Below are 23,220 nucleotides of genomic sequence, written 5' to 3'. Positions count from 1 at the left end.
ATTAATTTGTAAGAAAATATGTCGAACTTCGCACTATATAATGCAGATCAAATTGATACAACGGGGTCAGGTCTTGAATTTTGCATATCTATTCGGGGGTCAGGTCTTGAATTTTGCAAGGTACCCCATTTTAAGGGCTGTGTGGGAGAGTCCTTGCTGTAACGGGTGTGGCTATGCAATCTGATGTTGCAAAATTGGAATTTTCAGTTTTCAACCTAGATTAAAAACTTGAGTAAAGAGAATAGCTACGTCTATATTTTCTATAGCTACCTACATAACTATTCATTGATGATTAGATGTTGATATTTTTAGTCCTTTATAGATGCGGCTAAATATGGAAGTGACTCAGGGTGATGCAAATTTCAAGACCTGACCCCGCAAGTTACTATTTTTTGTAACTAAGTTTGTGAGTCATTCTCATTTAAGGGGGTGACTATATGCGTTTGGCTGATTATTATCAGGCGCATTTCTTCTTTGGTAAGCGATGCTATGACGATTTCAAGACGCAACTTCCTCAAAGGCTCTCTGGCTACGGCAATTGTCACTGGTAGCGGTCTTACTCTTTTCTCTATCGATAAAGTGTTTGATGAGGATACTCAAATTATCCCTCATGCCAGCCACTTTGGGCCTTTTAATGCGATCGTCAAAGATGGGGTTGTGATTGGTATTCAGCCAATTTCTGAGTTGGATGCTATGCCTACGGAGATGTTGACCAAAGGTATCTTGAGCCGTTTATACGATGACACTCGAGTGCAATATCCTATGGTGCGCGCGTCTTATCTTGCTGATCCTACTGGAGATACTAAACCTCATTTACGCGGTAAAGAATCGTTTGTGCAAGTGAGTTGGGAGACGGCGTTATCTTTGGTTGCTAATGCCATAAACCACACGGTTGAGCAACACGGTAACGAAGCCATATTTAGCAGCTCTTACGGCGGATGGGCGCATCCGGGGTTGATGAAACCGCATGTATTACAAGGTCGTTTCTTTAATCTTATTGGCGGCCAGAGTGCAACTACTGGTGATTACTCTGGCGGCGCGTCGCAAATTATTTTGCCGCACGTGATTGGCGATATGGAAGTGTACTCTCCGCAAACTGCGTGGCCTGTTATAAAGGAATATACGCAAACCTTTGTGCTGATTGGTTGCGACCCTTGGAAGAACAACCGCATTGAAGCTCGCGTTGCTGATCATCAAATGTATCCGCATTGGAAAGAGTTTGTGCAAGCGGGGGTTAAATTCATTTCAATTAACCCGCAACGTACCCATACCGATGTTGAGCTCGATGCCGAGTGGGTTAAAATTGTGCCCAACACAGATACCGCGCTATTTTTAGCCATGGCGCAATACGTGCATAGCCAAGGCATGCACGATGCTAAATATCTTGAGCGTTATACCGTTGGCTCGGATAAATACATCGATCACCTGCAAGGTAAAGACGACGGTATAGTGAAATCACCGGAGTGGGCTGAAAAAATTACTGGCATTAGCGCCGATGAGATCAAATCTCTGGCGATTCGCTTTGTCACTACCCGCACGCAATTTGCCGCTTCTTGGTCGCTACAACGAGCTGATCACGGCGAAATGGTGCATTGGGCTATCATCAACTTTGCCGCCATGATAGGCAAAATTGGTAAGCCGGGTGAAGGGGCTGGCTTTAGTTGGCACTATGGCAATGGCGGCATGCCACAATCAGGTAAAACTGCGCCGATTGGCTTGTCACAAGGTCGAAACCTAGTGAAATCGATCTGTCCTGCTTCGCGCATCTCAGAGATGTTGAACAACCCGGGCAAATCCTTTACCCGAGATGGTCTCGAATACACTTATCCTGACGTGAAAATGATTTATAACGCCGGTAATAATGTGGTGTCTCATCAGCAAAACACTAATGAGTTCCTTAAAGCCTTAAACGAAAAAGTGGAAACCTTTGTCTGCCAAGATCCTTGGTGGTGCGCATCGTCGCGCTTCGCCGATATTGTTCTGCCGGCAACCAGCACATTAGAACGCAATGATGTAACCTCTGGCGGCACTTACAGCGCAGATAAAGTGTATGCGATGCGCCAAGTGATAGAACCATACGGAGAAAGCCTTGATGATTTTGAGATTTTCCGCAGATTATCCGCCATCTTCGGTGTTGAAAAGCAGTTTACTCAAGATTCCAGCGCTGACGATATAGTGAAAAAAGGCTACCAAGCCTCATCGGCTACCATGCCATTTGATGACTTTTGGCGATTAGGCGTTGCGCCTATGCCCGTCCCAGAAAAAGCCAAGCAGTGGGTGAGACACGGTGATTTTTACAATGATCCAGAAAGCAACCCATTACACACACGTTCAGGGAAAATAGAACTTTATTGTCAAGATATCGCCGATTTTAATGTTAATGATTGCCCGCCAATGCCAAGCTTTATGACGCCTAGTGAGTACTTAGGTAACGCCGATTCTGAGCAGGTGCATGTGGTTAGCCCGCACCCTTATATGCGAGTGCACTCGCAGTTAGCAAACGCTGACATTCGAAACATTGAAAATGTTCAGGGCCGTCAATATGTTCTCATTAATCAGCAAGATGCCGACAAGCGAGGCATTAAAGCGGGCGGTTTAGTCGAGATTTATAACGAACGTGGACATGTGATTGCAGGCGCGAAAGTGTCTGATCAAATCATGCCGGGCGTGATCAGTTTAGAAGAAGGCGCATGGTTACAATTTGACCAAAGGGGACGTTGTAACGGCGGCGCAATTAATGTGCTGACCTCAAGTAAAGCAAGCAGCGGTCTTAGTCAGGCGACGATCGCCAATACTTGCTTAGCCTACATGAAGCCTTGCCATGATCCTGAATCTGATAATCGCGCTTTTGAGCCACCAGTTGTTGAAACCAACAAACAGGGGCATACCGTAACTGCCGCGCCTATTTCAGCCCGTGCAAAAGCTAATAGTGCCGAGACGCAAAAAGCGGCTAAGCCGAGCGTGCACAGCGCCGGTGAGGCGCTATTTTATGAGCGCTGCACTATGTGTCACTCAGCAAAAGATCCTAAGCAGTACACCAAAGCACAATGGCACAGTATTACTCAAAGTATGTTCCCACGTGCCGGGCTTGATCCTGAGCAGCGAAAACTGGTGATGTCATTTTTAGAAGCTCACGCAAAAGATGCTAAGTAATTAATTAGCAGTAAAAGAGTATCGGTTACTGCGCTGTTGGAAATAGAAAATAGCTCAACAAGAAAGGCCTATTCATTTAAAATTGAATAGGCCTTATTTTTTGGATTTACCTTTGATATCAGTGCGTTATGCGTTCGTGTTACTAACCCGATAAAAAGTTGCGTATAACAAAGGCACAACCACCAAAGTCAACACAGTCGCAAAGCCAAGACCTGCCATTATGGTGACTGCCATAGAGCCAAAAAACGGATCTGCGACTAATGGTATTAAGCCTAAAATCGTGGTCAATGCCGCCATACTCACTGGTTTAACACGGCTTAGCGCACTGTCGATAAGTGCCACATACGGAGGCTTACCACTGCCAAGGTCGGTATTAATTTGATCCATCAACACGATGCCATTTTTAATGACCATCCCACTTAAACTAAGCAGACCTAATAGAGCGGTGAAACTAAATGGCAAACCAGTTGCTAGCAAGCCAAAACTGACCCCAATAATGGACAATGGTACGGTAAACCAAATCACTAAAGGCTTGCGTAGGGAATTGAACAAAAATACCGTAATCACAAACATCAGCAGATAACCCAGAGGCATTGCCGCGCCAAGTGCTTGTTGCGCCTGTTGCTCAGATTCATATTCACCCCCCCAATTTAGCTGATATCCCGCAGGAAGATGATACGCCTCGACAAGCGGTCGAATACGGTTAAACAGCACAGCTGGCGTTTCACTGCTGAGAATATCATGGTCGGCTAAGACTGAAATTTCACGTTTTCTGTCACGGCGCATAATTATGGAATCTTCCCAATCTAAGCTTAAACCATCCACAACTTGCTCAATCGGCACATAGCCTTGGAGCACTGGGCTCCAAATTTGTAAGCGTTTCAATGTTTGAATATCTTCTCGCTCCACTTTAGGCAGACGAGAAATGATTGGTAGCTGTTTGGTGCCGTCTCGAAGGACACCAATCGGCACACCGCCAAACGCCATTTCCAGAGTTTGTGACAAATCTTGTTTAGAGATTCCAAGGCGACGCGCTTTCGATTCATTAAACGCCGGCACGAGAATCTTGCTCTTTTCGCGCAGGTTATTTCGCACATTACGCGCGCCAGGATCGCTGGCAATAATACGTTCAATATCATTGGATATATGACGTAGTACTTGCATGTCAGGCCCTGTGATACGTGCTTCAATTTTTGACGCAGGAGAAGGACCAAATTCCACCACTTGCAACCTAAAATTAACTTGCGGAAATTGCTGGGGGAGCGTGGTATTTAGATTGTCTAATAGTGCGAACATGCTATCCAAATCATGTGCTCGCACCAAAAGTTGCGCATAAGAAGGGTAAGACATCTCAGGCTGATAGGTTAGAGAGTAACGCTGCCAACCTTGCCCTATCGTTGTTGCAACATAATCGACTTTGTCATTTTGCTGAATAAATTCATTGATTTGCTTGGTTATTTTGGTGGTTTGTCGAATATCCGCACCTTGCGGAAGCCACGCATTGACATAAAAAATTGGTGTATTTGAAGCTGGGAAAAACTGTTGTTTGACTGAGCCAAAGCCAATGACAGCGCTTACCAGTAATAGTAGAAGCGTCACCAAAGATAACTTTTTATAATGAAGGACAAATATCAGAGCGCGTTTAAATAGGGTAAATATGACGCCTTGGTATAAGTCATCGTTGTCCGTGGTTGGCTCAATGTCTCCTAAAAAGCGCTCAGCTAAAAACGGGGTTAAAGTTAATGCCGTCACCCAACTCAAAAACAGCGAAAAACATAACACCCAAAATAGCGATGCCATGAATTCGCCCGTGGCATCTTGCGATAAGCCAATCGGTGCAAATGCAGTAATGGCAATCACAGTAGCGCCCAATAAAGGCCATTGGGTTTGTTTGACAATCGCCATAGCCGCTTGCGCTTTCGACAGCCCACGCTTCATGCCAACTTGAATACCTTCCACCACCACGATGGCATTATCCACCAACATGCCAAGGGCAATAACCAAGGCGCCAAGGGAGATGCGGTGCAGTTCGATATTTTGATAGTCCATCAAAATAAAGGTGCCAAACACTGTCAGTAGTAGCACTAAGCCGATAATCAGGCCGCTGCGCAGTCCCATGGCAAACAGCAATACGACGATAACAATACCTATTGCTTGCGCAAGGCTGACTAGAAAGCTGTTGACTGAATGAGCCACTTCATGAGACTGGTCATAAAAGACATTCAGCTTCATACCTACAGGAGTTTCATTGTCTAGTTGTTGGATGCGCTGTGAAATAGCCTGACCTATATCGACCACATTCACGCCTGATGCAAACGAGATGCCGATGTTTAAGGCAGGTTGCCCGTTAAATAGCACTAGATTCTGCGGCTGCTCTGAAATGCCTTGTTTAACGGTGGCAATGTCTTTAAGGCGAATAAGTTTGCCAGTATCTCGGCCGTGAATAATGAGGTTTTCTAAGCTCTCAATGGAAGACATATTGCCAGTAGGGCGCAGGCGCAGATTATCGCCGGATACCATCACTTGCCCTGCATTTTGCACCGAGTTTTGTTGGTTAATGAGCCCAACTACAGTATTAGAGTCAAGGTTTAACGCTGCCAGTCGTTCGGTGGACATTTCGATATAGATTTGCTCTGGCTGGTCGCCTGTGATCATGACTTTGCCAACGCCATCAATTAACTCTAGCTCCCGCGACAGATAATCAGCGTAGCGTTTTAATTCAGGATAACTGTAGGCTTTGCCGGTTAAGGCAAGCGACATGCCGTACACATCACCAAAATCATCAAGCACTGAAATCCCTTGTACCCCTTGTGGCAAGCTTGGTTTCAGATCGTTGATTTTTCGGCGCATTTCATCCCATATTTGCGCTAATTGATCCGAAGCATAGATAGATTTCATGCGCACTAAAATTTGGGTTTTACCTGCGGTTGTGGTCGAAGTAATGTGATCCACATACGGCAACTGGCGAATGGCTTTTTCTAGAGGGTAGGCTAATTCTTCTTCCACTTCGTGAGGAGTTGCGCCCGGGTAAATGGCAACTACCATGGCATCTTTGATGGTAAATTCTGGGTCTTCTAAGCGACCAAGATCGTTAAAGGTGATGATGCCACCAATGAGTAAGATCAGGATAAACATCCAGCTGATGACGCTGTTTTTTATAGAGTAGTGTGCGATGTTCATTATTGAGATACCTTGCCCACAATGGTAAATGGACGGTGATGAGTTAACTTAGAGAGTTGGTTGGTGATGAGCAAATCGCCTTGCTGTAAGCCTTTGCTGATCACGGCGCCATCTTTTGTGATGGAATTTACTGTGACGTCTTGTTGGGTCAATTGTTGGTTTTTATACAGCCAAACACTAAATTCGCTTGGATTGTTGCCCGCCACCAGTGTGTTGGCCGGAATAAGATACGCAAGCGTCTGCGAGGCTTTATTGGTTGTCATAACGACTTGCGCTGCGGTGCCCGGCAATACTTGGGTAGGGGTTTGGTTTACCTCAAAGCGCATCAGATAATTACCGTGATTAGCGGTAGGCTCAGCCGACCATAGCAACAATCGACCATTGACAGGCTGTGGCAAACTTTCAAACTGGATTTGCACCTGAGTGCCGAGTTTGGGCCGTAAGCTGAGCAGCATTTCTTCGGTTACATTGATATCCACTTGCACGCGGTCGTGTCGATACAGGGTTAATATTGGCTCTGCTGAGGTGACATTTTCCGCGACTTCTTTCTCCACTGTGGCGATGGTTGCGTTAAAAGGAGCAAGCAATCGAGTTTGCGATAAACGACGCTGCAGTGATTGATACTGAATATCGGCCAATTGTTGTTTGCCGTTAATCGCATCAAATTCAGCGCGAGAGATCATTTTCTTAGTTGTTAGCCGTTGCGCTCGGGCGCGTTGTTTATTGGCAAGATCTAGCGCCACTTTCGCTTGCTTTAATTGCTGATTAATACGGGTATCGTCAAGAGTAGCAAGCACTTGACCTTTAATGACAGTGTCACCCGATTTGACGGATAAGTGAGTAATTTCACCGGCATTAACAAAGGCAAGTGGCGTGATATCTGCGGGCACACTGACCCCATTGAATTCACGGTTGCCAAGGGTGATCTGCTGTTTTACCTCAAAGGTTTTAAGGTGCAATGTAGGGGGTGTTAGCGCTGCTTGTTCGCTAAAACAGCCGCTTAAAAGCGTACACATTATCGCGACTAAGGGGGTAATTAAGGTGCGTTTCATCAAATGCCTCGTTCTCTGATCCATGGGCGTACAATTTGGTTTTCTACTAATGTTTGCACGCCGCTTTCTACCAGTATTTCCCCTGATTTCACGCCAAATACCACGCCAGTATCAAGATTGACCGACACCAGTCGTCGATGCACCTTGGAACTGCTTGGGTCATAGATCCAAACATGGCCTTTTTGCATATGATTCACTTCTGCCATATCAATCCAAGCACTGCTTTGAATAGGATTTGGGGCAGATTGATCACTTTTGATAAACACCTGCAATTGACCGCTGTGTCCTGGCATGAGTGGGATTGTTGAATTAAATGCCACCTTCACCAAATAGCTATTGGTGTCTAAATCGGGTTGGCTGGATATTTCGATGATCTGCGCAGGGAAGGGATGATCAGGCAAAGTATCACTGACAAATTGCAATTTAGGTTGTCTTCCCATAAGACGATGCGCGACTAAAACCGGCACCGACACCGACACGTTGTAACTGCTGTTATCTATGATATTGACGATAGGTTGCAAAGGCGCAACCACTTGGTGGGCATTGCTATGACGCATGGAGACCACGCCAGAAAAAGGCGCATAGATTTTGCCATAGGAAAGGTCAGTTTTGGCCTGCTCTAACGCCGCTTCGGTGGTTTTGTATTGGGTATAGGCTTGGTCCAATGCATCTTTACTGATCAGTTTTTTTGCCTGCAGTTGCTTAGCACGTTGATACTCACTTTTCCCCAGTACAAATTCTGTGGTTGCCGATTTTACGGCTAATTTTAAGTCTGCATCATCTAATGAGGCCAACAGTTGTCCTTTCGACACTTTTTGCCCCATTTCGACTGATATTGATTGTATTTCTCCTCCAACACGAAAAGAGATGGGTGAGTTCTTTACTGGAACAATCTCACCTAAAAATTGATAGGAGGGGTCCATATGCTGCAACTGCAGTCGGGTTGTTTTAATCGGTTTAATATTGCTAGGAGTTATTTCATCGGAGTGAGATAGGTCACAACCGACTAATAAAACACCTAGCAAGAGGCTGATAATTAAGGGAAATAGCTTCATGTTACACACCTTTACTGTACGTGCGTGTAGTATAAATGTGTTGAATAAGTTAAATCAATATATTTTACATTTGTGTAGTAAATAAAAAGAGTTATTGTATTCATGTCATTATTTAGTACCTTAACGTTAGGCAACAAAATACGCAGAGGATTGTGGTGCAGAGAAAACAAGGTCGAAGAAGCGCAGAAGAAGCTGAAAAAACAAAGCTGATGATTCTTAGTAGCGCGGCGTTTTTATTTTGTGAGAAGGGATACAACCAAGTCTCAGTACGTGACATCAGTGAGCGAGCAGGTGTTACCCACAGTTTGATTCGCCACTACTTTGGTAGCAAAGTGCAGATCTGGCGAGCAATCATCGATAAGATGCACGATTATGTTGATATTTATGGCAAAGGATTAGAAGAGTACATAGAGGTTGATGTCGCAGATAAATCGTTTATTTATCATTATTTGTGTCACTTTATGGCCTATATGCTGAGATGTCCGCAGTTATGCCAAATTATGCTCGATTATATCCATCACCCGGATAATGGTGCACAGGATGATGGGGAATATAGCCCACATATTCAAAGTGTTGTTGAGCGAGCTTACGACAATATTCCCGATGTGATTGCCAGACTATCAAACAACCCCAATTTGACCATGTGGCGCTTTTTAACTCACGCTGGTGGCGCTGTAGCGTTTAAGCCGTTTATGACAGCTGCGTGGCCGGGAAAAACCTATCAACAAGGTTTGCTAGAACATTGGAGGCTCTACGAACAAGAGATTGCTCGGGAATATGATATTGCTCAATCTCAGCGTTTAATCGCCTCTAGTATTGATGAGTTGGTGATTGATGTTGAGTGCCATGATGCTGATTTACAAAAGATATATCAGCAGCAACTTGAGTTGTTAAAGCAAGATCGACAGTAACGCTTGGGTTATGAGATATTGCGTTAAAACACGCTCTATCTACCGAAAAGAAAACTGAAAAAAGAAAGCTGATAAAAGAAATGCACACCCTCTATAAGGTGTGCATTTTTGTTTAGAAGTGACTCGCAGTTAGAGCTTTATGCTTTATGTCCCTTTGCTAAGATAGCGTGAGATTTCTAGTTTCCTCTACCGAAATACACCGTGCATCCATAGAAAACAAACCCAGCCACAATTACCCCAATTATCCATACGTCGGTCTGATTCATTTTTTGTCCTCGTCTGAGTAAATACCTATTAATTTAGCGATAACCACAGAGATAATAGTTATCGAAAAAATCATCGTTAGTGCCTGTAAAAAAATTTCAAATGCAAGATTCATCTGCGATTCCTTCTAGTGGGAGCTTGCTTGTGTCATCGTTTTTGAACGAAGTTTTGCAGGTTTAGATTCACCAGCAAACATCAGCAATACAATGGTTAAGATAAAGGCAACCGATGCCGTGATATGAGCATTTTCTAGACGTGCCGTCATTGGCAGTACTTCGATGATGGCATGTTTCAGCGGACGGATAGTCCAAATCATGTTACACGCCCAAGATACTAGCAATACAGTAACTGCCACATTGGTGTTTCGTTTCCAGAATAGTCCTGCAACTGTGACGAAGAATAACGGAGCCAACCATGCAAATAGCCAGTTGATAGCCGGTACAATAGCCGGTTGGTTAAAGAAGGTCAGTACTGCAGCAACAGAGCCGAACGCAATGATAAGGCGCTGAATGGTTCTCTTCTCTTCGATCGGCGTCATTGGCGTTTTGCGGTTTGCCTGAATGATGTCTTTGGTGAAGATAGTAGCAGGAGCCAATACGGTCATTGCGTAAGTAGACAGTAGCGCACCCACAAAACCGGCTTGTAGCATGACGACTAACCATGTTGGTAGCAGTTTCACCACTAAGGTTGCGCCCGCAAGTTTAGGACCCAGTTCCGCAAATTCAGGAATAGTAAATGCCGCTAGACCGACAAGTACAGGGAATACACCAAAGATGCCGTTGATAGGAGCGGCAATCCAGATTGAACGACGGATAACCGATTCGTCTTTTGCAGACATAGCCGCAGCCATACCTTGCTGGTTAACAGATTGAGAGAATACTACGGAGAAAACAGTGGCAATACCAAAACCAAATAGTAGGTCTGGCGTACCGAAAATGCTCAGTTTAAATTCTTGACCATTGTCGATATAGAATTGGCGAACGCCATCCCAACCTTCAGGTAGAACGAAGCCTAAGTAAACCGCAGCAATAATAATTGAGCTATACATTACGACAGCGTTGACTAGGTTTACCCACATGGTTTGCTTAATGCCACCCATAGTGACATACGCTAAACCAAGGAAAGCACCAACAATGATTGAGAAAGGAAGTGACCAACCACTGGTCGCAGACAGTGCAATACCAATCGCTTGAGTTTCAAGAGAGACTAGACCAAATACCACCATTGCACTAATACATGCAGTTAGGTTACGCATTTGTTTGCCAAATAAGTTGCCTTGTAGCTCAGGAATGGTTGAACATCCTAAACGACGAACCCAGCGCCCAGTACCCATACAAATAACACACATTAGTATGGTGTGGGCAAAACAGAACCAAAGCGCTACCGCACCCATTCCGTAGGACATTTCCATCAGTCCATATACGTGCGCCGAACCTAAGTAGGTGATGGCGAGCGTAACAGAAAACATTGCGATATTTGCATCAGCACCACCACGTGCCATGTCGGTGACACGCCCCGATGCTTTATCTTGTTGATTTAAGTACCACCCAATCCCGCCAATAACGACGAGATTATAAAGAAGTACCATGATTAAAACTGAGTTCATATTTAAGACCTCTTAATTGATATTATCCGTAAATTCAGCGTTTATAATGAGATAAATATCAATATAAAAAATCGAAGCGCATCACTATTCATATCAATTATTTTGCATGGATAAGAATCGATATTTCATAAAAGAAATATAGTTTAATCTCACAGGCATATAAGTTTTATTAATAATATAGGCTGGATCACTAAATACTATTTCAAAATTTAAAAATACATGAGCTAAATCTACATTGTTCAATAAATAGATAGAATAAGTGTGATGTGTTTTATTTTCATTTTTCGACGTATGGTATTAGTTTTCCCATTAATGAAGTGTATGAACTTGAATTCCAAGTTTTTTAATACGGCTTCTCAGTGTATGTGGATTTATGTCTAATATTTCAGCTGCGCCATTTGCACCTTGTATTTTTCCTTTAGTAAATAAGAGAACCTTCTCTATATGGTTCTTATTTATTTCATCTAAGGTGAAGAACATAGTCTCTGGATCTTGTTGCGTTGATAAAATGTACGGGGTTTGATCGGGTTCAACGGTACAAAAAGTCAGCTCTGCCCCCTGACAACTAATGACAGAGCGTTCAATAATATTGGCAAGCTCTCGTACATTACCTGGCCAGTGGTAGCTTTGCAGGTTAGAAATCTCACCCAGTGCAATCTCAGGTCGTGGGACATGTAACTTATTACAACACTGAGAGATAAAGTGGTTAGCAAATAGAGGGATGTCTTCTAGGCGTTCCCTTAATGGCGGCACAGTGATAGGGAATAGACACAAGCGATAGTATAAATCGGCGCGGAACGTATTGTTCTCTACCATCTTATCTAAAGAGCGGTTGGTTGCCGCTATAATACGCACATCCACTTTAATGGTTGCATTACTGCCAATGCGCTCCATTTCACCGTTTTGCAGAACGCGTAATAGGCGCACTTGGGCTTGTTTTGAAAGCTCACCAATTTCGTCTAAGAAGAGTGTGCCTTTATTCGCTCGTTCAAAGCGACCTATTTGACGCTCAATTGCTCCAGTAAAGGCGCCTTTTTCATGGCCAAATAACTCACTGTCTATAAGGCTTTCAGGGATAGCGCCGCAGTTTACTCGAATAAACGGTTCGTCTTTACGTGCTGATAGAGCTTGGATTTCATTGGCTATAACGTCTTTGCCAACACCGGTTTCTCCTAAGATAAGTACTGGTGCATCCGTGAGCGCAATAGCTTTTACCTGCTGCATGGTTTGTTTTAAACCACTGTCACAACCAATAACATCAATACGATTTATGCCGGCTATCTTATGTTTTAGGTGTTGGTTTTCTTTCAATAGGTTTTCATGCATTTGCTTGATTTCTAAGTGTTTAATGCTATTTGATACTGCGATACCAAACGGGGAGTTTAGTGATGAGAACAGTTCAGTATGCAAAGAGGTAAAGCGATTTTCCCCTCTTGCCAATAGTGCGATATCGCAAATACGTTGCTCGCCGATTTTTATTCTTGAAATCATATGTGAGTAAGTATGATTGCCATATATGGATTTCAGATGTTCTTGAACTTTGGCGCTAATGGGGTCGTCTTGATAATCATTGACCGCTTTTACATCATTAGTCTGCTCCCAGCGTGGAATGTAACGAAAGTCTTCTTCTATAGGGATAATAATGTTGCAGGCGCGACTGCTGGTCATGTCCGCAGAGGCGATAATTCGTAGCGAGCACAGGTTTTCATCCCATAGGTGCACAGATAACACATCGCCAGGGATAACTTCAGTCATAAATTGCAGGCAACTTTGTAGGCCATGATGCAAGTTTAAGCTTCCAGTCAGGGCTTCTACCGCTTGTTTGTAAAAACTGTCTTTATCCATAAGGGGGCTTCACTTAAATTTATTATAAATAGGAAATATCGTTATGATATTTAATAGCGCTGTGATATTTCCTATTCTATCTTGAGTCCTATTATCTAAAAACTGATTAAGATCATTATTTAGTTTTGATTTAAGGTGATAGAGATCCATAAATTAATAATTAAAAATGTTGGCTTGCATTTTGCAGTATGTAGATAACTATTTAAGTTGTTAGTGGAGTAATTGGATGAAGATTCCTAATATCGCAGCAGATAAACAATTAAAAGTAATTTTATTTGGTTTAACTCATACAATAAATGTATTAACTAAAAAAGACCGAAAGTTTAAAGCCCTTGTTTCTCAAAAAGATTTCACGGCGTGTATTTGTATTCGAACGTCAGATGTTGGGCGAGTTTTTAAATTTAATAACGGCAAAGTAAGATCTCAATCAAAAAAAGACATTAATTGTGATGTGGTCATGACATTTGAGTCAGCAGAAGACGCCATGAAGATGATGGTGCCGTGGCGCGATTATCAAGATGTGATTGATCTGGCAAAATTATTTAAAGTGGATATTTGTGGTAAAGAAGATGACACCGTAGTGGTGCATTTCACCGATATTCTTGGCGCTATCATGGACAACCAAGTTAAGTATGGCACCCCAATGCCAGATGGCACGATGCGCTATGTGAACAACACCAATGGTGGTCCGGTTTTCGTATTTGTTAAAGACGACAAAATCATTCGTATTACGCCAATTGATTTGGCTGAGGATGACGCTAAGCCTTGGACAATCAAAGCCCGCGGTAAAGAATTTACACCGACCAATAAAGTGACGGTAAGCCCGCATACGCAAGGCATCAAATCTACTATCTATTCTAAAGATCGTATTTTGTACCCAATGAAGCGTGTCGATTTTGATCCAGATGGCGAGCGTAATCCCCAAAACCGTGGTATTTCAGGCTACGAACGCATTAGCTGGGAAGAAGCCACTGATATAGTGGCTAAAGAAATTGTGCGCGTGAAAAAAGAATTTGGACCGGGCGCGATTATGAACGGTTCTGGCTCGCACCATACTTGGGGTAACTTAGGCTATTGGCTATCGGCTCGTCCACGCTTCTTTAATACTATCGGTACTTCGTATGTATCGCACAACCCAGACAGTTGGGAAGGCTTCTATTGGGGCGCAATGCACCACTGGGGAAATTCAATTCGTCTTGGCGCGCCAGATACCTATTCAACGGTAGAAGATGCACTGCAACATACAGATATGATCGTATTTTGGTCAGCGGATCCTGAGTCTACTAGCGGCGTGTACGGCGCTATGGAAGGGACGCAGCGTCGCTTGTGGGCAAAACAGCTCGGTATTGAGTTTGTGCATATCGACCCATTCTACAACCACACCGCAGCACTGCTTGGCGGTAAATGGTTTGGCACTAAGCCTTCTACCAGTAATGCAATGGCGCTTGCGATTGCTTATGTATGGATGAAAGAAGGTCTATACGACAAAGACTTTGTCGCTGATAAAACCGAAGGTTTTGCTGAGTGGCAAGAGTACGTATTGGGTAACGAAGACGGCATCCCGAAAACGCCGGAGTGGCAGGAAGACGAAACCGGAATTCCAGCACATGATGTGCGTGCATTGGCAAGAAAATGGGGTTCAAAACGCGTTTATCTAGCTGCGGGTGGTATTCAAGGCTTTGGCTCTGCATGTCGCAGTGCAACGGGCGCCGAGTGGGCACGCTCTATGGTGTGCTTAATGGCGATGCAAGGCATTGGTAAGCCGGGCGTGAACATGGGTTGTTTGCAACAAGGTACTCCGGTGGATACGCGTTTCTTCTTCCCTGGATACTCTGAAGGCGGTTTGTCAGGTGACTACGAAGGCACTGGTGTTGGCGTGAACATGTATCAGCGTATGCCACAAGTAATGACTATGAATACGGTCAAGCAGGTAGTGCCAAGGCTGAAGATCCCTGAAGCGATTTTAGAAGGAGAAGTGACCGGCTATCCGACCGATACTAAGTCAATTGAAGGGCAGTTCTTTGAGTATAAATACCCTGCACCAGGCCACGCTCCAATCAAGATGTACTATAAATACGGTGGCTCTCACTTTGGCACCATGAACGATTCAAACCGCTACGCGCACATGTATCGTAGCCCGAATCTAGAAACGGTCGTCAACCAATCTATTTGGTTAGAAGGTGAGGCGAAATTTGCAGACGTTATTCTTCCAGCTTGTACTAACTTTGAGCGTTGGGATATTGGTGAGTTTGCAAACTGTGGCGGTTATATCCATCACTGTTATACGCAGGTAAACCACCGCGTTGTGACCATTCAGCATAAGTGTATTGAACCGTTAGGTGAGTCTAAATCTGACTACGAAATCTTCCGCATGATTGCTTCTAAGCTAGGTCTAGGAGCTTACTACAGTGAAGGGACTTCAGAGCTTGAATGGGTACGCCGTTTATTTAATGGTACAGATTTACCAAGCAAGATCTCTTGGAAGCAATTCTTAAAACGTGGTTACTATGTGGTTCCACCGCCGAAAGAAGAGCACCGAGACCCTGTGTCATGGCGCTGGTATTACGAAGGGCGTAAGAAAGATGTGCCAGAGATGAATCCGCTTCCTTCTGAATATAAAGAAGGTTTTAAAGAGGGGCTACAAACGCAAAGTGGCAAGATTGAATTTGTCTGTAACAGCTTAAAACGCTTTGCTCCTGATGATCCTGAGCGTCCAATTATGACCAAGTACATTCCGTCTTGGGAAGGGCCACACTCGGGTGAGTTGTACGAGAAATATCCATTACAGATGATCTCTCCGCATAGCCGATACAGCTTCCATACCATGATGGATGGCAAGGATTCTTATATCAATGATATCCACGATCACCGCGTTGAGATTGATGGGTACTTCTATTGGATTATTCGTCTTAATGACGCTGATGCGAAGAGTCGTGGTATTAAGCATAACCAAATCGTTGAAGTATTTAATGATCGTGGTTCTGTGTTATGTGCCGCTCATATTACCAGCCGTGTACCAGCAGGTACGGTGCACTCTTATGAATCTTCTGCGCTCTATGAGCCAATTGGCGAACCAGGACGCTCACCAGATCGCGGCGGATCGGTAAATACATTAACCCCAAGCCGTCCAATTATTAAAAAGTCACACTCAACGGCATGTAACTCTTGCTTAGTGAATATCCGTGTATGGGAGGGAGAGTAATTATGGAAAATCAACAAGTAATCCAAACTTGGAACCTGATCGTAGACGTAGAGCGCTGCGAAAACTGTAACAACTGTTTCATGGCTGACAAAGACGAATATTGCGGTAACAGCTTCCCAGGTTACACCGAAGAACAGCCTCGCCATGGACATCGCTGGATTGATATTAAACGCAGAGAAAGAGGCAGTGGCTCATTAGTTGACGTTGCTTACCTGCCGACAATGTGTAACCAGTGTAAAGATGCGCCATGTGTGAAAGCGGCCAAAAATGGTGAGATTTATCAACGTGATGACGGGATTGTGATCATCGATCCTATCAAAGCGAAAGGGCAAGAGCGCTTAGTGAAAACCTGTCCTTACGGGCACATTTGGTGGAACGAAGAGTTATCGCTACCGCAAAAATGGTTCTTTGATGCGCACTTACTAGATAACGGCTGGAAAGAGCCACGTTGTGTGCAGTCTTGTGCAACAGGTGCATTGCAGTCAGTGAAAACCAGTGACCAAGAAATGGAAGAAACCGCCAAGCGTGATAACTTGCAAGTGCTTCATCCAGAGCACGGCACGCGCCCTAGAATTTGGTATAAAAACCTACATCGTTTTAATAAGCAGCACATCGCAGGTTCGGTCATTATGACCGTTGATGGAGTGTCTGATTGTGTAGAGTCTGCGATTGTGAGTCTAAGCCAAAACGGTAACAAGATTGCCGATCTCAATACCGATTACTTCGGTGACTTTAAGTTTGATGACTTAACTGAAAGCCCTGAACCGTACACGATTAAGGTCTCTCATCCGAAAGGCCAGTATGAAACGTCACTGGTGCTAGAAGACAGTATTAACTTAGGTGTTCTTGTCTTAGAGTAACAATATAGACAAGCAGTGAACCAATAAATAAAACCCCAAATGCTAAATTAGCCTTTGGGGTTTTTCTTTGGGTGAATAGTTAATGACTAAAATTAACTTAAATATAAAAAACAGGCTTATCCCATTAAGCCAGAATGTAATAATTTAGCACCAGAAAGAAGCAGTAGGAAATAACAAATACGATACACTTGTTGCTGCGAAGCAATATTTAATAAGAATACGCCAAGCTTCACGCCAATTGGCGCAAGAGGAAGAAGCACCAGTGAAGTCAGCAGGTTTTGTGAGTCAAATTGACCAAAGTAAGCGTAAGGAATCAGCTTAATCAGGTTCATAATGGCAAATAACACCGCCATAGTGCCCACTAACACCATCTTATTCAGGTTTTTAGGCAGCAAATAAATGCTAATTGGACCGCCACCGGCATGAATCATAGTGCTAGAAATCCCTGATAAGGTACTCCAGATACCGCAAGAGATTTTACCGGAACTTTTGGCAGGACCCACTAAGTAATATTGCACGCAAAATAGCAGTGACACTGCACCAATACTGATTTCTACTACTTTATCCGATACCACTCCCATGATCACCGAGCCAATCAAAATACCAATAAATGCATACGGGAAAATCATCTTCAGCTCTTTGTAGTCACAGTTTCTGTGATGATGTTTTACGGCAAAGATATCCATGACACACAAAATAGGCAACAAAATGGAAGCCGCCTGAAAGGGAGGAATAGTCAGAGCGATAAGAGGCACGGCGATCACCCCCAATCCGCCACCAAATCCTCCTTTGCCAATGCCGTAGACCAGAACCGCTGGAATAGCAGTCAAATAAAAGTAGTAGTCGTCAATCATAATAATATCTCAATAATAAGCAGAGAATAAATGAGCTAATCAAAGACGTCATAATAATCTATTTAATATATGCATCACGACGTTGATGAAGAACTTTGAATTTATATAGAAGGGAAATTAAATAAACCAGGTCTTATATTAATAGAACCCCAAAAATATAAAGCGAACCCAAGTCATAAAAACCAAAAACATCCTTTCACACATGAAAACCCCCGTTTCACCAACGGGAAAGTGCGGGGTCAGGTCTTGAATTTTGCAGGCGGTTTACATATTCAACACGCCTCAATGCTTGATCTACTTTGCATTCGATGAGTTTGAATGAAAGAAAACTTTCATATGGTTGAAATCGTTTTTTGTTGCATTGCTGGTAGATTCATCACAACTTTGATATTCATCATATGAATCAATTAGCATTTAAAGTTGAAACAATAGTATTTTGAGCGACATTCGAAAAATCAAACATAGACAAAATAATTATAGGGATATCAATGAAATACATAACTAAAGTTGGCGTAGGGCTCGGTGCACTTTTTGCCATTTCTAACCTAGCGCATGCCAGCAATTATTATGCAGATGGGCGTACAACCGCTATGGGTGGCACAGGAGTGGCCTCTGGCAACTATTTATCGGCGAGTTTTATTAACCCAGCTTTACTGGCAAATAGTAAAGAAAGCGATCGCTTTGGTATTTTGCTTCCTTCTATTGGCGTGAGAGCCTTGGATCAAGATGACACTTTGTCTGATATCAACGACTTGCAAGATAACGTAGATAACTTGAACGAAAACAGTAACCAAGATGATATCGACAAGTTCGCCGATACTTTTAATGCCGTTGCTGAAAATGCACCAGTGTTTGCAGAAGCAAGTGTTGGGATTGCGGTGGCGATTCCTTTTGAGGCGGTATCTGTGGCTTTGTTTAGTCAAAACTACGTGAATGTGGTTTCTATGGTGGATGCGGAACCAATTAATAGCTCAGATTGGGCTACCATCGAGCAAGCGTATCGTAGCGCCGAAGCATCAGTGATTGGCGTGGGCGTTATGGATATTGGCGTGACATTGGCAAAGCAATTTTCGTTTGGCGAGCATCGTGTTTCGGTTGGTGTTTCACCAAAGTTTCAACAGTTACAAAGCTACTATTCCAAAAGCAGCTTAGATGATTTTGAATTGAGCGATTACGATGATTCAAAGAACACAGAGAACGTGTTTAATTTAGATCTAGGCTTTTTATATCAATGGCATGCGTTGTCTGTCGGTCTTAGCGCTAAGAACTTGATCAGCAATGAGATTGAAACCGCGCCAATATCGGGCACTTCACACATCTATCAAGTTGACTCAAACATTGCGATGGGTGTGGCTTACCAACTTGAGTATTTCACAGTTGCGGTTGATGGTGATTTGAATAAGCAAACAAGGTTTAAACACATTACCACCGATGATACTCAGTTTGTACGTGCTGGCGTAGAAGGGAATCTATTTAACTGGGCTCAGCTTCGCGTAGGTTATGAGCATGATCTAGAAGGAAACTTTAAAGACAGTATTACCGCCGGTATTGGTCTAAGTCCATTCGATGTTGTACATATTGATATTGCAGGCTCTTATGCGGATGAAACTCAGGCGGGTATTGGTCTGAATTTGTCGCTGACGCTGTAATATAAGAGTCATTCCGTAGAAGCGAAGGTTATCAGGGATACATTTGACTTATGTCTATCGATTAACAGTCATCAATGTGCTGCCGGTAATCGCTTTTGTGCCTCGATGCAAATTTCAAGACCTGACCCCGCATTCTGCCCCCGCATTATTAGTGGTGCATAAAAAACCCGAGAACTTGTTCAGTTCTCGGGTTTTCTTTTTACGGGGGATCAGTGTTGGGGTACCTCGCACTAATTAAGTGCGTTTTTGTTAAAGCATCGCTACTACGCTAACTCCAATGTCTTTGAACTAAGACGATTCATATAACTGTTTACCGCAAAGGTAAGCCCACCGACTACTATCGCCCACAACCATAGAGGCAAAATGCCGGTGGATAATGCATAGCCGATAGCAGTTGCACTAATCACACCAATGAAGCCTGGAATTAAGAAGCTATGGTTGAGTATGTATTTACCTATCTGAGTTGTCCCAGAGCGATCAAAGGTGATGGCCGCCAGATCGGATGGGTAAAATGGGAAAAAATAGTAAGCGTAACAAGCGGGTAGCACGCCAATAAGCACTTCAGCTGGGATCCCTAACGCAAAGCCAAGCGGCAACATGATGGTGAGCACGGCCGCTTGACTCTTCAAAAACACAGATGATGCATACATCGCAATGGCAAAGGTCCACGGATGTGTTTGCACGATATCTTCAACCAAACCAATGATATATGGTTTATTGTGCGCAATGATGGTGTCACTCATCCAGGCAATACCAAAGATGATGATGACCGCACTCATTCCTGCGATAAAGACGTTAGTTTTTACGATTTTTTTCGGGTCAACATTGGTGGTAAGCAAAATGATAGCGCCTACTGACAACATCAAAAATTGGAGCGCAGTCGAGGTGCTGACCCCTTTTGGTAGCAAGCCAATATCTTTACCAAACATCGCAATACAAATTACAGTGAGGATACCAAGCAAGAATACGGTTAAGCCTCGTTTTGCTTGTTTGTCTTCGTGTGCCCCTTTTGTGTGGGTGCTTGTTTCACTGGTATCGATAAGTTGCGCTTTAAATTGAGGATCTTTACAACGCTCTAAAAACTCAGGGTCTTCGCTAAGATCTTTACCGCGTTTAAGGCTCCAAGTGGCGGCTAAAAGAACGCCTGTAAGCGTTGCAGGAATAGTGACTAGCAATACCTGACCTAAGGTAATATCCAGATTATTACTTGCCGCTGTTGCCATAACTACCGCCGCTGCCGCCGCAATAGGGCTAGCAGTAATACCCATTTGAGAGGCGACGGTTGAGATAGCCATCGGTCTTTCGGGGCGAATACCACGCTTTATACTGACATCGTATATTACTGGTAATAGAGGGTAGACGGAGTGACCTGTGCCGACCAATACCGTTAAGAAATAGGTACATAACGGCCCTAAAAAAACCACTTTTGAAGGGTGTTTCCTTAGCAGGATCTCAGCATATTTAACCAATAATTTGAGGCCGCCAGTGGCTTCAAGTGTGGCGGATGCGGCAACTACAGCAAGGATGATCAGCATGACCCCGATAGGCGGTTGACCCGGCGCAATACCAAATACAAAACTGAGAACAGAAACGCCTAATCCGCCAAGCAAGCCAAACGCAATACCGCCATAGCGGATTCCGACAAATATAACGGCTAAAAGTAACAACATGTGCACATAAAACATAACCACTCCTTTATGCTAATGACTGTCCTCATAGTACGTTTGTTGCTATGTACTTTTTATGATCTGTATAGGAAATAAATTGCACAACAGGACAGATTTGCAAATATCGGAGGTTAGTCACCTTGTTGCATTTGTGGGGTCTTAGTGTAATTGGTTTGTAGCTTGTTTTGCGGGGTTTTAATCGGTGGTAATCATGGTTAGGTATTACTAGTCGCCAGAGTTTAACCGCTCAACCTCCAAGCTTAACAACCTTCGACAATGGAACCAGAATAATAAACGCCTTTAGTTGCTTCATTAATATAAAACGCGTAGCAACCATTGGATTTCAGCACATAGCCTCTTGGCCAAATATAAGAGGCACGATCTTGTCCGCCATTTTGCGTCAGAGGATAATCTGGCACCGCAACATAACCATTCTTGCCGGGAAACATATTTCCTAAAATGCAAAATTCAGGTTCACTACAAGGAACGGTTTGCCAATTGCGCGTCCATGAAGGGGGAACTTCAATATTAAGCAGTGCACGCAGTGTTCCTGCGCTGGCGGCCGGCATTCCACCGGTCAGTGAAATGGTTTGACCTTGGTAGTCAATGGAGGTGTCTGCATTGTCGATGGCAATTTTTGCATCGGCAAAAGAAAGTGAGGATGCTAGAGCGGCTTCAACCCCTTTGATACTGGCTTCAAAGGCATTGTTTGAGAAGTTAAGAAAGCGCGGAGCAGCCACTACCGCCAGTGTTGCAACAATGACAAGTGCCACTATTAGCTCTATTAAGGTAAATCCTTGCTGTTGCTTTCGTTGCTGTTGTTTTGGCCACGGTTGATTTCGCACGTCCCATCCTTAGGATTTGTTACCAATCTACGTGCATATTAACATATCAATACATTTTATTGTGACTCTAATTTTCAGTGTAGGAAAAATAGTAAAGCCACTGCATAAGCAGTGGCTTTGGTCGTAGCATTGTGTTGGATCATAGGTGCGACGGGGCGATTAAAACAGGTAACCAAGTGTCCAAGAGACTGTGTAATATTCGTTATCATCGTAGCGCGAGAAATCAAATCGAAAGTCCGAGTACAGGTGCTGATTGAGATCTGCTCTGAGGCCTGCGCCAGTCACAAAACTAATTTCATTGAAGCGATATTTCGTACTGTTTAGCGTTCGAGTTTCAGATTGTCGAGCTAGCCCTAAAATTCCGTAAGGCTTAATGGCAAAGCCATTCATATGGATTTTATAGCCAATATCGGTGTCGATTTTAATATTGTAGCCGTCAAGATCTGTGGTGTGTTCAGCAAGTAAAAAGGTGTCTTTGTTTTGTGAGTAAGAAAGGTTAATGCCAAGTATCTCGTTAAGCTCATAACCGTATTCTAGTCGAATGCCATCCCCCCATTTGTCGGATTTTGTTAACCATTCCGAGGTGTTAGTACTGTTGTAACCCACGCCAACACGATGAGCTGGCTCAGACATGTTCGCCTGAACAGCGGTCGATAGTAATGAGAATGCAATAACGGTGGTAACAGTAGTGATTAAATTTTTCATGCTTAGCCTTAACTGGGGAAAACCAATCCTTTCTTCTCAATAGCTCCTTGCTTTGCTGCGCTATTGTGTTTTTATTCCCGTTATTAGGCTAATTAGCAGTGCTAATGTAGCTGATAGTTGCAGCTTATTAGTATATAGAATTACTCGAACTGCCTTGTTGTAAAAATAGAAATGACTTACTGTGAAATGAGAGAGGGATGACATCGCACACTGTCCATTGAGAGGGAAAACTAATGGCAAAAGATCGTTTTAATACGCTGGATCTTAATCTGCTCAAAACATTTTTAGTATTGAGCCAAGAGCTCAATATGCGTAAAGCATCGGAGCGACTGTTTGTTTCCCAGCCCGCCATTAGCCAGGCTCTGTAAAAGT

15 protein-coding genes are annotated in these 23,220 nt (G+C 43.6%); 6 read left to right on the top strand and 9 right to left on the bottom strand.

What is annotated here, in order from left to right; all coding sequences use genetic code 11:
- Positions 1–489 precede the first annotated feature (489 nt).
- Entirely contained in the window at positions 490–3,153 is a 2,664-nt protein-coding gene (locus tag VHA01S_RS02810; RefSeq protein WP_023402832.1) for a molybdopterin-dependent oxidoreductase, read from the top strand.
- Positions 3,154–3,279: 126 nt separating this feature from the next.
- On the opposite strand, the gene VHA01S_RS02805 is transcribed toward VHA01S_RS02810, so the two are convergent.
- Genes VHA01S_RS02805 through VHA01S_RS02795 form a run of 3 tightly spaced genes read right to left on the bottom strand, consistent with a single transcriptional unit; the run spans position 3,280 to position 8,440 of the window.
- On the bottom strand, positions 3,280–6,333 hold the full coding sequence (locus tag VHA01S_RS02805) for an efflux RND transporter permease subunit (RefSeq protein ID WP_023402831.1): 3,054 nt from the start codon (positions 6,331–6,333) through the stop codon (positions 3,280–3,282).
- Positions 6,333–7,385 (bottom strand): efflux RND transporter periplasmic adaptor subunit, encoded by a 1,053-nt coding sequence (locus VHA01S_RS02800; RefSeq protein ID WP_023402830.1) that lies wholly within the window; start codon positions 7,383–7,385, stop codon positions 6,333–6,335. The genes VHA01S_RS02805 and VHA01S_RS02800 overlap by 1 nt, the downstream gene beginning before the upstream one ends.
- Entirely contained in the window at positions 7,385–8,440 is a 1,056-nt protein-coding gene (locus VHA01S_RS02795) for an efflux RND transporter periplasmic adaptor subunit (protein WP_023402829.1), read from the bottom strand. Before VHA01S_RS02795 ends, VHA01S_RS02800 begins: the two co-directional genes overlap by 1 nt.
- A 155-nt stretch (positions 8,441–8,595) precedes the next feature.
- Here VHA01S_RS02795 and VHA01S_RS02790 point away from each other — a divergent pair, with 155 nt between their 5' ends.
- Positions 8,596–9,351: a TetR/AcrR family transcriptional regulator gene (locus VHA01S_RS02790; RefSeq protein ID WP_039970029.1), complete on the top strand. Its 756-nt coding sequence runs from the start codon at positions 8,596–8,598 to the stop codon at positions 9,349–9,351.
- Positions 9,352–9,742: 391 nt separating this feature from the next.
- Here the strand turns inward: VHA01S_RS02790 and VHA01S_RS02785 are convergent, their stop codons facing one another.
- A complete protein-coding gene (locus tag VHA01S_RS02785) occupies positions 9,743–11,221 on the bottom strand; it encodes a sodium:solute symporter family protein (RefSeq protein ID WP_023402827.1) in 1,479 nt (492 codons plus the stop codon).
- A 309-nt stretch (positions 11,222–11,530) separates the two neighbouring features.
- Entirely contained in the window at positions 11,531–13,066 is a 1,536-nt protein-coding gene (locus VHA01S_RS02780; RefSeq protein ID WP_023402826.1) for a sigma-54 interaction domain-containing protein, read from the bottom strand.
- A gap of 226 nt (positions 13,067–13,292) precedes the next feature.
- Here VHA01S_RS02780 and VHA01S_RS02775 point away from each other — a divergent pair, with 226 nt between their 5' ends.
- Together VHA01S_RS02775 and VHA01S_RS02770 are read left to right on the top strand one after the other, a co-directional pair.
- Complete coding sequence (locus tag VHA01S_RS02775) at positions 13,293–16,268, top strand: molybdopterin-dependent oxidoreductase (RefSeq protein ID WP_023402825.1); 2,976 nt, start codon at positions 13,293–13,295, stop codon at positions 16,266–16,268.
- A 2-nt stretch (positions 16,269–16,270) separates the two neighbouring features.
- On the top strand, positions 16,271–17,128 hold the full coding sequence (locus VHA01S_RS02770) for a 4Fe-4S dicluster domain-containing protein (RefSeq protein ID WP_023402824.1): 858 nt from the start codon (positions 16,271–16,273) through the stop codon (positions 17,126–17,128).
- Between the two features lie 116 nt (positions 17,129–17,244).
- Here VHA01S_RS02770 and VHA01S_RS02765 read toward each other — a convergent pair whose 3' ends face one another.
- Positions 17,245–17,982: a sulfite exporter TauE/SafE family protein gene (locus VHA01S_RS02765; protein WP_023402823.1), complete on the bottom strand. Its 738-nt coding sequence runs from the start codon at positions 17,980–17,982 to the stop codon at positions 17,245–17,247.
- Between the two features lie 488 nt (positions 17,983–18,470).
- On the opposite strand from VHA01S_RS02765, the gene VHA01S_RS02760 reads away from it, so the two are divergent.
- Positions 18,471–19,631: a conjugal transfer protein TraF gene (locus tag VHA01S_RS02760; protein WP_023402822.1), complete on the top strand. Its 1,161-nt coding sequence runs from the start codon at positions 18,471–18,473 to the stop codon at positions 19,629–19,631.
- Positions 19,632–19,894: 263 nt separating this feature from the next.
- On the opposite strand, the gene VHA01S_RS02755 is transcribed toward VHA01S_RS02760, so the two are convergent.
- From VHA01S_RS02755 to VHA01S_RS02745, 3 genes are all read right to left on the bottom strand, one after another.
- On the bottom strand, positions 19,895–21,316 hold the full coding sequence (locus VHA01S_RS02755; protein ID WP_023402821.1) for an anaerobic C4-dicarboxylate transporter: 1,422 nt from the start codon (positions 21,314–21,316) through the stop codon (positions 19,895–19,897).
- A gap of 242 nt (positions 21,317–21,558) precedes the next feature.
- Positions 21,559–22,143 carry a pilus assembly FimT family protein gene (locus VHA01S_RS18735; RefSeq protein ID WP_023402820.1) on the bottom strand — a complete coding sequence of 195 codons (585 nt, stop codon included), beginning with the start codon at positions 22,141–22,143 and terminating at the stop codon, positions 21,559–21,561.
- A 159-nt stretch (positions 22,144–22,302) separates the two neighbouring features.
- Positions 22,303–22,848, bottom strand: coding sequence for a porin family protein (locus tag VHA01S_RS02745; protein WP_023402819.1), 546 nt, complete (start codon positions 22,846–22,848; stop codon positions 22,303–22,305).
- Between the two features lie 233 nt (positions 22,849–23,081).
- Between VHA01S_RS02745 and VHA01S_RS18750 the strand changes: the two genes are divergently transcribed.
- Complete coding sequence (locus VHA01S_RS18750; protein WP_306301651.1) at positions 23,082–23,216, top strand: LysR family transcriptional regulator; 135 nt, start codon at positions 23,082–23,084, stop codon at positions 23,214–23,216.
- Positions 23,217–23,220: the final 4 nt, after the last annotated feature.

This window comes from Vibrio halioticoli NBRC 102217 (genome assembly GCF_000496695.1).
Classification (GTDB): domain Bacteria; phylum Pseudomonadota; class Gammaproteobacteria; order Enterobacterales; family Vibrionaceae; genus Vibrio; species Vibrio halioticoli.
This window is presented reverse-complemented; position numbering and strand designations above follow the sequence as displayed.